Here is an 8,399-nt window from a genome sequence, read left to right on the forward strand (position 1 = left end):
CCACGGTAACCTCCCGGCCCGACCGGACGCACCGGGGAGGTGGGTGAAGTCTCACGCGCCGGCGGAGGTCAGCGCCTGCCCCAGCGCAGCCGGGCCAGCCCGCGCAGCTGCCGGACCGAGCGGTCCGGGCGGGCGAAGGTGGCGATCCTGAGCGGGATGTCGAACAGCTGGGCGGTGACCGCCCGGGACCGGGCGAACTCGCGCAGGCCGTCCGGGCCGTGGATGCGGCCGAAGCCGGACTCGCCGCTGCCGCCCCACGGCAGCCCCGGCACCGAGGCATAGGTCAGCACCGAGTTGATGCTGACCATGCCGGCGGTCAGCCGGCTGGCCAGCTGGCGCCCGTGCCGGCGGCTGAACACCGAGGCGCCCAGGCCGTAGCCGCCCGAGTTGGCCGCCTCGACCGCCTCGTCCAGGTCGGCCACCTTGCTGATCACCACCACCGGGCCGAAGGTCTCCTCGGTGACGGCGGGCTCGTCGGGCGGCACGTCGACCAGCACCACCGGCTCGACCCAGGGCGCCCGCACCGAGTCCGGCCCGCCGACCAGCGCCCGGCCGCCGTGCTCGAGCGCCTGCCGGACGTGGGAGGAGATCACCTCCAGCTGGCCCGGCATGGTGATCGCGCCGTAGTGCGCCGCCGCGCCATGCTCCGGCCCGGTGCGCAGGCCGGCCGCGGCCGCGCTGACCCGGTCGAGGAACTCCTGGTAGACCGGCGCCTCGACATAGACCCGCTCCACCCCGGCGCAGGTCTGGCCGGCGTTGTACATCGACCCCCAGACCGCCTGCTCGGCGGCCCGGGGCAGGTCGGCGTCGGCGGCCACGATCAGGGCGTCCTTGCCGCCGCACTCGATCACGCACGGGGTCAGGGTGGCCGCGCACCCGGCCATCACCTTCCGGCCGGTGGCCGCGGAGCCGGTGAAGGCCAGCTTGTCCACCCCGGCCTGGTACAGCGCGGCGCCGGTCTCGCCGAAGCCGGTGACCAACTGGAAAACCGGCTGCTCGGGGACTGCTTCGGCGAACGTGTCTACCAGCCAGCGGCCGACCGCCGGGGTGTACTCGCTGGGCTTGAACACCACCGCGTTGCCGGCCGCCAGCGCGTAGGAGATCGAGCCCATCGGAGTGTGCACCGGGTAGTTCCACGGCCCGATCACCCCGACCACGCCGTAGGGCAGGTACTCCACGAACGCCGAATGGTTGACCGCCAGCAGGCCGGGATTGACCCGGCGCCGGCGCAGCACCTTCGCGGCGTTGCGGGCCGCCCAGGCCAGGTGCGCGATGGCGATGGTCACCTCGACCGCGGCGTCGTCGACCGGCTTGCCGTTCTCCCGCGCGATCAAGCCGGCCAGCTCGTCGGTGCGGCGCACCAGCTGCACCCGCCAGGCGTCCAGCCGGGCCCGGCGTCCGGCGGCGCCGAGTTGCGCCCACCAGGCGGCGGCCTGCCGGGCCCGCTCGACGGCGGCGGCCACGTCTTCGGCGGTGTGCACCTCGAAGCTCGCGATCGGCTCGCCGGTCGCCGGGTTGACCGAGTCGAACCGCTGCCGGTCGGTGGGTAGCGAAACCGAACTGCCGGACTGCTCCGAGACGGCGATCATGCCCGCGAGGTTACTGGCCGGTAGCTCAGCCCGCTATACAAGTCATGCCCGACACGTCATGCCCGCCGCGCTCAGAACAGCCGCTGGGACGGGTCGTCCACCCCGCGCAGCAGGTCGTAGTCCAGCACCAGGCACTCGATGCCCCGGTCCAGAGCCAGCACCCGGGCCTGCGGCTTGATCTCCTGCGCGGCGAACACCCCGCGGACCGGGGCCAGCAGCGGGTCCCGGTTGAGCAGTTCCAGGTAGCGGGTCAGCTGCTCCACGCCGTCGATGTCGCCGCGCCGCTTGATCTCCACCGCCACCGACACCCCGGAGGCATCCCGGGCCATGATGTCGACCGGGCCGATCGCGGTCGGGAACTCCCGCCGGACCAGCCGGTAACCGGGGCCCAGGGTCTCGATCTGCTCGGCCAGCAGCACCTGCAGGTGCGCCTCGACGCCGTCCTTGACCAGCCCCGGGTCGACCCCGAGAGCGTGTTGCGAGTCGTGCAGCACCTCTTCGACGGTGATCAGCAGCTGGTCGCCGGTCTTGTTGGTGACCGTCCAGAGGGCTTCCCCGCCGGGCAGCTCGGACTCCACCAGCGTGCACGGCGGCGACATCCAGTTCAGCGGCTTGTAGGACCCGCCGTCGGAGTGCACCAGCACCGAGCCGTCGGCCTTGACCATCAGCAGCCGCGGCGCCATCGGCAGGTGCGCGGTCAGCCGTCCGACGTAGTCGACTCTGCAACGAGCGATCACCAGGCGCACGCTGGGCAGCATAGGGCGAGCGCGCCGACGCCCCCGCCCTGGGCCAGATCGTCCAGGGCTCAGACCAGCTCGTCCGCCGCCAGCCCCTGGGCCTCCCGGACGGCGTCCAGCACCTCGCCGAGCACCGCGGTCAGCTCGAAGTCCTTGGCGGTGAACACCCGGGCCACCCCCAGCTCGCGCAGCCGGGCGGCGTCGGCGTCCGGAATGATGCCGCCGACCACCAGCGGGACGTCGTCGAGCCCCGCCGCCCGCATGCCGTCCAGCACCTCCGGGACCACCGACAGGTGCGAGCCGGACAGCACCGACAGGCCCACCACCGCGACGTCCTCCTCCACCGCCGAGGCGACGATCTGTGCGGGCGTCAGCCGGATGCCGGAGTACACCACTTCGAAGCCGGCGTCCCGGGCCCGCACGGCGATCTGCTCGGCACCGTTGGAGTGCCCGTCCAGGCCCGGCTTGCCGACCAGGAACCGCAACCGGCCGCCGAGCTCGGCACCGGTCTCGGCGACCCGGCGGCGCAGCTCGGTGAGCGCGGAATCGGCCGGGCCCACCCCGGCGGCACCGGCGGCCGACACCCCGGTCGGCGCCCGGTACTCGCCGAACACCTCGCGCAGCGCGCCGGCCCACTCCCCCGTGGTGACGCCGGCCCGGGCGCACCGCAGGGTGGCCGGCATCAGGTTGGCGTCGGTGGCCGCCACCGCCTTCAGCTCGGCGAGGCTGGCCGCCACCTCGGCGGCGTCCCGGCCCGCCCGCCAGGCCCGCACCGCGGCCGCGGCGGCCGCCTCCACGCCGGCGTCGACGGTCAGGATCGAGCTGTCGATGTCGGCGGTCAGCGGGTTCGGCTCGGTCTCGGTGAACCGGTTGACCCCGACCACCACGTCCTCGCCGGTCTCGATCCGGCGCCGCCGCTCGGCCAGCGAGGCGACCAGCGCGGCCTTGAGATAGCCGGACTCCACCGCGGCCACCGCGCCGCCGGCCTCCAGCACCCGGGCGATCTCGGCCCGGGCGCCGTCGGCGATCTCGGCCACCTTGGCCTCGACCACCTCCGACCCGGTGAACAGGTCGTCGTACTCCAGCAGGTCGGTCTCGTAGGCCAGCACCTGCTGCATCCGCAGCGACCACTGCTGGTCCCACGGCCGGGGCAGGCCGAGCGCCTCGTTCCAGGCCGGCAGCTGCACGGCCCGGGCCCGGGCGTCCTTGGACAGCGTCACCCCGAGCATCTCCAGCAGGATCCGGGTCACGTTGTTCTCTGGCTGCGCCTCGGTCAGGCCGAGCGAGTTGACCTGCACCCCGTAGCGGAACCGCCGCTGGCGCGGGTCGGAGACGCCGTACCGCTCGGTGGTGATCTCGTCCCACAGCCGGCCGAAGGCGCGCATCTTGCACAGCTCCTCGACGAAGCGCACCCCGGCGTTGACGAAGAACGACATCCGCGCCACCACCTCGCCGAACCGCTCGGGCGGGATCTGGCCGGACGCGCGCACCGAGTCCAGCACCGCGATGGCGGTGCACAGCGCGTAGGCGACCTCCTGCACTGGCGTGGCACCGGCCTCCTGCAGGTGGTAGCTGCAGATGTTGATCGGGTTCCACCGCGGCACCTCGGCCACCGTGTAGGCGATCAGGTCGGTGATCAGCCGCAGCGACTCGGCCGGCGGGAAGATGAAGGTGCCGCGCGACAGGTACTCCTTGACGATGTCGTTCTGGGTGGTGCCGGCCAGCCGGGCCCGCACCTCCTCGGCCGGCACGCCTGTCGCGGAAGCCTGCTCCTCGGCCACCACCAGGTACAGCGCCAGCAGCCACATGGCCGGGGCGTTGATGGTCATCGAGGTGTTCATGTCGGCCAGCGGGATGCCGTCGAACAGCGCCCGCAGGTCGCCGAGGTGGGCGATCGGCACCCCGACCTTGCCGACTTCGCCGCGGGCCAGCTCGGCGTCCGGGTCGTAGCCGGTCTGGGTGGGCAGGTCGAAGGCGACCGACAGCCCGGTCTGGCCCTTGGCCAGGTTGCGCCGGTACAGCGCGTTGGACTCCTGCGGGCTGGAGTGCCCGGCGTAGGTGCGCATCACCCACGGCGTGCTCCGCTCGGCCATCGCACGCTCCTGATCATGGAAACGGGTCTGGTAAGGCCGAGTCTGGCACGCCCGCTACCGGCGAGTAGGGCGATGTGGCTCAGTTCGCACAGCGCCGGAGCAGCCCGGACGGCAGGGAACGCAGCCCGGACGGCCGGGAACGCGTCAGTAGCTGTAGAAGCCCTGCCCGGTCTTGCGGCCCAGGTCGCCGGCCACCACCATCCGCGACAGCAGTTCCGGCGGGGCGAACTTGCCGTCCCGGGTGTCGTTGTAGATGTTGGTGGTGGCGTTGCGCATGATGTCGATGCCGGTCAGGTCCAGGGTGGCCAGCGGCCCCATGGCGTGACCGAAGCCCAGCTTGCAGGCGGTGTCGATGTCCTCGGCGGTGGCCACCCCGGTCTCCAGCAGCCGGACCGCCTCGTTGGCCAGCGCCGCGATCAGCCGGGTGGTGACGAAGCCGGCGACGTCGCGGTTGACCACGATGCAGGTCTTGCCGATCTGCTCGGCGAAGGCGCGGGCCCGGGCCAGGGTGTCGTCGGAGGTCTTGTAGCCGCGGACCAGCTCGCACAGCGCCATCATCGGCACCGGCGAGAAGAAGTGGGTGCCGACCACCGACTCCGGACGCCGGGTGGCTGCCGCCAGCTGGCTGATCGGGATCGCGGAGGTGTTGGAGGCCAGCACCGCGCCGTCCTTGCACAGCCCGTCCAGGGTGGTGAAGATCCCGTGCTTGACGTCGAGGCTCTCGAACACCGCCTCGATGACGATGTCGGCCTCGGCGGCAGCGCCCAGGTCGGTGGACAGCGTTATCCGCTCCAGCGCGGCCTGCGCGTCGGACTCGGCCAGCTTGTCCTTGGAGACGAACTTGGCCAGTGACTTCTCGATGCCGTCCTTGCCGCGGTTCAGGGCCACCTCGGTGACGTCGGTTAGCACCACCGGCAGCCCGGCCACCGCCGTCACCTGGGCGATCCCCGACCCCATCAGGCCGGCCCCGACGATCGCTACCTGCTGTGTCATGGCGTGTCTCTCCTCGGATCTGTGGAACGGTTCGAACGGGCGAAGGCCTGCGCGCGACGGCCGGCGGGGTTGCTCGCACGATAGCCGCCGGGCCACTCGCGGTGGTTGCCGGGCGGCTGCCATGCTGGCGGGCAGGGCGGGTGATCCGCCTGACGGAGGGCAGGCTGGGCATGGGCTTCGACCTCGGCATCCTGGTGTGGGCGGCCGGCATCCTGGCGGTGCTGATTGTCGTGATGCGCTGGGTGTTCTCCCCGTCCCGGCCGCGTACCGGCCGTCCGGACAGCGGCCCGCAGGCCGACCTCGGCCTGCTCACCGCGGTGCTGTCGCGGGCACCGCGGGCCCAGGTGCTGGCCGGCAAGAACCTGCTGTCCGCGCACGGCCTGCGCTGCTCGGTCTCCCGGCTGGACCGCGACAGCTACGACCTGCTGGTCTTCGGCCGGGACGAGGCCAGGGCTCGCGAGGTGCTGGACGGCTCCGCTCCCAACGCCGGGCAGCGCTAGCCATGGCACCGGTCAGCGTGTCCCGGCTGGACTACGGCTACTTCGTCCGGCCGGCCGCCGAGACCCGAACCGGATCGGTGCGGGTGGAGCCGTGCCTGGGCTACCTGGTGCGCCATCCGGACGGCCTGCTGCTCTTCGACACCGGGATGGGAACCGACCCGGAGGTGGACGAGTGGTACCGGCCGCGGCGCACCGGCGTGGCCGAGGCGCTGGCCGCACTCGGCGTCGGGATCGCCGACATCGACCTGGTCGCCAACTGCCACCTGCACTTCGACCACTGCGGCGGCAACGGGCTGTTCGGGGGCACGCCGATCTACGTGCAGTCCGTGGAGCTGGCCACCGCCCGCACCGAGCCGGACTACACGCTGGCCGCGCTCATCGACACCCCGGACGCGGTCTACCGCGAGGTGAGCGGCGACGGCGAGTTGCTGCCCGGGGTGTTCGTGTGGCCGACGCCCGGCCACACCGCGGGCCACCAGTCGCTGGTGGTGGGCAAGCCGGACGGCACCGTGGTGGTGGCCGGCCAGAGCCACGACAACGCCACCGGCTTCGCCGCCGATCTGCTCGCGCTGCGCGCCCGGCGGGACGGGCATTCACCCCCGCTGCCGGACGTCGCGGACTGGGTGGCGCGGATCGAGCGGCTGGAGCCGGCCGAGGTGGTCTTCGCACACGACCACTCCAGCTGGCGTCCCGGGTGACCGGCGACAGCTGGAGATCATCGAGGCCCTAGATTGAGGCCATGGCCGTACACCTGACCCGCATCTACACCAAGACCGGTGACACCGGTACCACCGCGCTCGGCGATCTCAGCCGGGTGCCCAAGACCGACCTGCGGGTGGCGGCCTACGCCGACTCGGACGAGACGAACGCCGCCCTCGGTGCCGCGCTGGCGTTCGGCGAGCTGGCCGAACCGCTCGCGGCGGTGCTGCGCCAGGTGCAGAACGACCTGTTCGACGTCGGGGCCGATCTGTGCACCCCGGTGATCCCCGACCCCAAGTACCCGCCGCTGCGGATCACCGAGAGCTACCTGAGCCGGCTGGAGGCCTGGTGCGACCAGTTCAACGCCGAGCTGCCGGCGCTGGCCAGCTTCATCCTGCCCGGCGGCACCCCGGGCGCGGCGCTGCTGCACGTGGCCCGCACGGTGGCCCGGCGGGCCGAGCGCAGCACCTGGGCGCTGATCGAGGCCGACCCGGAGCACACCAATCCGCTGGCTGCCACCTACCTCAACCGGCTGTCGGACCTGCTGTTCATCCTGGCCCGGTGCGCCAACGCCGGCGCGGACGTGCTGTGGCAGCCGGGCGGCGCGAACGCCGGCTGAGCGGCCAGCCCGGACGCCCGCGGTATCAGAACCGGGGCGCCGAGGACTCCAGCCAGGACAGGAAGCCGGTCAGCCCGTTGTCCGGAAAGCCGAGGCTGACCTCGCCGTCGCGGAACTTGCACTCGGCGATCGTCAGGTTCGGCCGCAGCGCCATGTCGCGCTGCGGGTTCCACGGCCGGCTCGCGATGACCACCAGGTCGCTGCGCGGCATCCGCAGCACCGGTCGCAGCGACAACGACAGGGTGCGGTACCAGTGCAGCTCGTCGCCGACGTAGCGGCCCACCCCGTTGGACCAGCGCTGGTCGTCGCGCTTGAGCGCCATCGGCAGGCCGCCGGCCGAGGCCACCACCCGGCGCTGATGCACCAGCACGGCGAGCCAGAGGGCCACTGCGCAGACAGCCAGCAGGCACACCACGATCAGGCCGGAGAGCTCGAGCTCGGCCAACAATCGGGGCCTCCTACACGCTGTCTACCCAGCTTGCCGGATCCTGACTGGAATCGCTAAATCTGTTCGCCTGCCGCACGCAGTCTGGCCAGCGCCCGGTTGCGGGCGTCGACCGTTTCTTCGTCGGTGCCGGTGCCGGCCCGCTCCAGGGCGTGCCGGGCCCGGGCGACGTCGATCTCCTCGGCATCCTCGGCCATTTCGGCCAGCACCGACACGCCGTCCGGGCGCACCGACAGGAACCCGCCGTGCACCGCCACCCGCTGCTCGACCCCGTCGGCGTGCAGGATGCGCACCAGCCAGCCCGGTGCCAGCGCCCCGAGCAGTGGAGCATGGCCGGGCAGCACGCCGATCTCGCCCTCGGTGGTCCGGGCGTACACCGCGGTGGCCTCACCCGACCAGATCGGTCGCTCGACCGACACCAGTTCGACCTGCATGGTGGTGGTGCTAGCCATTCACTCCGCTCCTCGCTCTACCGACGTGCCGGCCCACACCTCAGGCGTTGCGCAGCTCGTGCGCCTTCTTCTCCAGGTCCTCCACGCCACCGCACATGAAGAACGCCTGCTCCGGGTAGTTGTCGAAGTCACCGGCCGCCAGCCGCTTGAACGCGTCGATGGTCTCCTCGATCGGCACGAACGAGCCCTCGATGCCGGTGAACTGCTTGGCCACGAAGGTGTTCTGCGACAGGAACCGCTCGATCCGGCGGGCCCGGCCGACCAGCACCTTG

General features: G+C 72.3%; 9 protein-coding genes and 1 pseudogene. 3 read left to right on the plus strand and 7 right to left on the minus strand.

All coding sequences use genetic code 11. The annotated features are described in order from the left end of the window. Window positions 1–68: 68 nt before the first annotated feature. The 4 genes from VLJ82_RS02420 to VLJ82_RS02435 form a co-directional block, all read right to left on the minus strand. Window positions 69–1,589 carry an aldehyde dehydrogenase family protein gene (locus tag VLJ82_RS02420; protein WP_408661726.1) on the minus strand — a complete coding sequence of 507 codons (1,521 nt, stop codon included), beginning with the start codon at window positions 1,587–1,589 and terminating at the stop codon, window positions 69–71. A 71-nt stretch (window positions 1,590–1,660) separates the two neighbouring features. Beyond that, window positions 1,661–2,335, minus strand: coding sequence for an endonuclease NucS (nucS, locus tag VLJ82_RS02425; RefSeq protein WP_408661727.1), 675 nt, complete (start codon window positions 2,333–2,335; stop codon window positions 1,661–1,663). 59 nt (window positions 2,336–2,394) lie between these two features. Continuing rightward, window positions 2,395–4,419, minus strand: coding sequence for a protein meaA (locus VLJ82_RS02430; protein ID WP_408661728.1), 2,025 nt, complete (start codon window positions 4,417–4,419; stop codon window positions 2,395–2,397). Between the two features lie 144 nt (window positions 4,420–4,563). Beyond that, entirely contained in the window at window positions 4,564–5,412 is an 849-nt protein-coding gene (locus tag VLJ82_RS02435; RefSeq protein ID WP_408661729.1) for a 3-hydroxyacyl-CoA dehydrogenase family protein, read from the minus strand. 140 nt (window positions 5,413–5,552) lie between these two features. On the opposite strand from VLJ82_RS02435, the gene VLJ82_RS02440 reads away from it, so the two are divergent. From VLJ82_RS02440 to VLJ82_RS02450, 3 genes are read left to right on the plus strand one after another with little or no spacing between them, the layout of a single operon-like run. Beyond that, window positions 5,553–5,912, plus strand: coding sequence for a hypothetical protein (locus VLJ82_RS02440; RefSeq protein ID WP_408661730.1), 360 nt, complete (start codon window positions 5,553–5,555; stop codon window positions 5,910–5,912). 2 nt (window positions 5,913–5,914) lie between these two features. Next, a complete protein-coding gene (locus VLJ82_RS02445) occupies window positions 5,915–6,610 on the plus strand; it encodes an N-acyl homoserine lactonase family protein (protein ID WP_408661731.1) in 696 nt (231 codons plus the stop codon). A 41-nt stretch (window positions 6,611–6,651) separates the two neighbouring features. Next, complete coding sequence (locus VLJ82_RS02450) at window positions 6,652–7,230, plus strand: cob(I)yrinic acid a,c-diamide adenosyltransferase (RefSeq protein WP_408661732.1); 579 nt, start codon at window positions 6,652–6,654, stop codon at window positions 7,228–7,230. A 25-nt stretch (window positions 7,231–7,255) separates the two neighbouring features. On the opposite strand, the gene VLJ82_RS02455 is transcribed toward VLJ82_RS02450, so the two are convergent. The 3 genes and pseudogenes from VLJ82_RS02455 to VLJ82_RS02465 all read right to left on the minus strand — a co-directional run. Then, complete coding sequence (locus VLJ82_RS02455; protein ID WP_408661733.1) at window positions 7,256–7,675, minus strand: DUF2550 domain-containing protein; 420 nt, start codon at window positions 7,673–7,675, stop codon at window positions 7,256–7,258. 56 nt (window positions 7,676–7,731) lie between these two features. Beyond that, entirely contained in the window at window positions 7,732–8,127 is a 396-nt protein-coding gene (locus VLJ82_RS02460; protein ID WP_408661734.1) for a F0F1 ATP synthase subunit epsilon, read from the minus strand. Between the two features lie 40 nt (window positions 8,128–8,167). Then, window positions 8,168–8,399 (minus strand): annotated as a pseudogene (locus VLJ82_RS02465) (F0F1 ATP synthase subunit beta); the annotation flags it as partial.

Source organism: Jatrophihabitans sp. (assembly GCF_035474675.1).
GTDB lineage: Bacteria > Actinomycetota > Actinomycetes > Mycobacteriales > Jatrophihabitantaceae > Jatrophihabitans_A.

What these genes read in the sequence shown, in the direction of transcription:
- VLJ82_RS02420 (WP_408661726.1), bottom strand. Translation starts at nt 1,589, where the DNA reads ATGATCGCCGTCTCGGAGCAGTCCGGCAGTTCGGTTTCGCTACCCACC.
- VLJ82_RS02450 (WP_408661732.1), top strand. Translation starts at nt 6,652, where the DNA reads ATGGCCGTACACCTGACCCGCATCTACACCAAGACCGGTGACACCGGT.
- VLJ82_RS02445 (WP_408661731.1), top strand. Translation starts at nt 5,915, where the DNA reads ATGGCACCGGTCAGCGTGTCCCGGCTGGACTACGGCTACTTCGTCCGG.
- VLJ82_RS02460 (WP_408661734.1), bottom strand. Translation starts at nt 8,127, where the DNA reads ATGGCTAGCACCACCACCATGCAGGTCGAACTGGTGTCGGTCGAGCGA.
- VLJ82_RS02435 (WP_408661729.1), bottom strand. Translation starts at nt 5,412, where the DNA reads ATGACACAGCAGGTAGCGATCGTCGGGGCCGGCCTGATGGGGTCGGGG.
- VLJ82_RS02430 (WP_408661728.1), bottom strand. Translation starts at nt 4,419, where the DNA reads ATGGCCGAGCGGAGCACGCCGTGGGTGATGCGCACCTACGCCGGGCAC.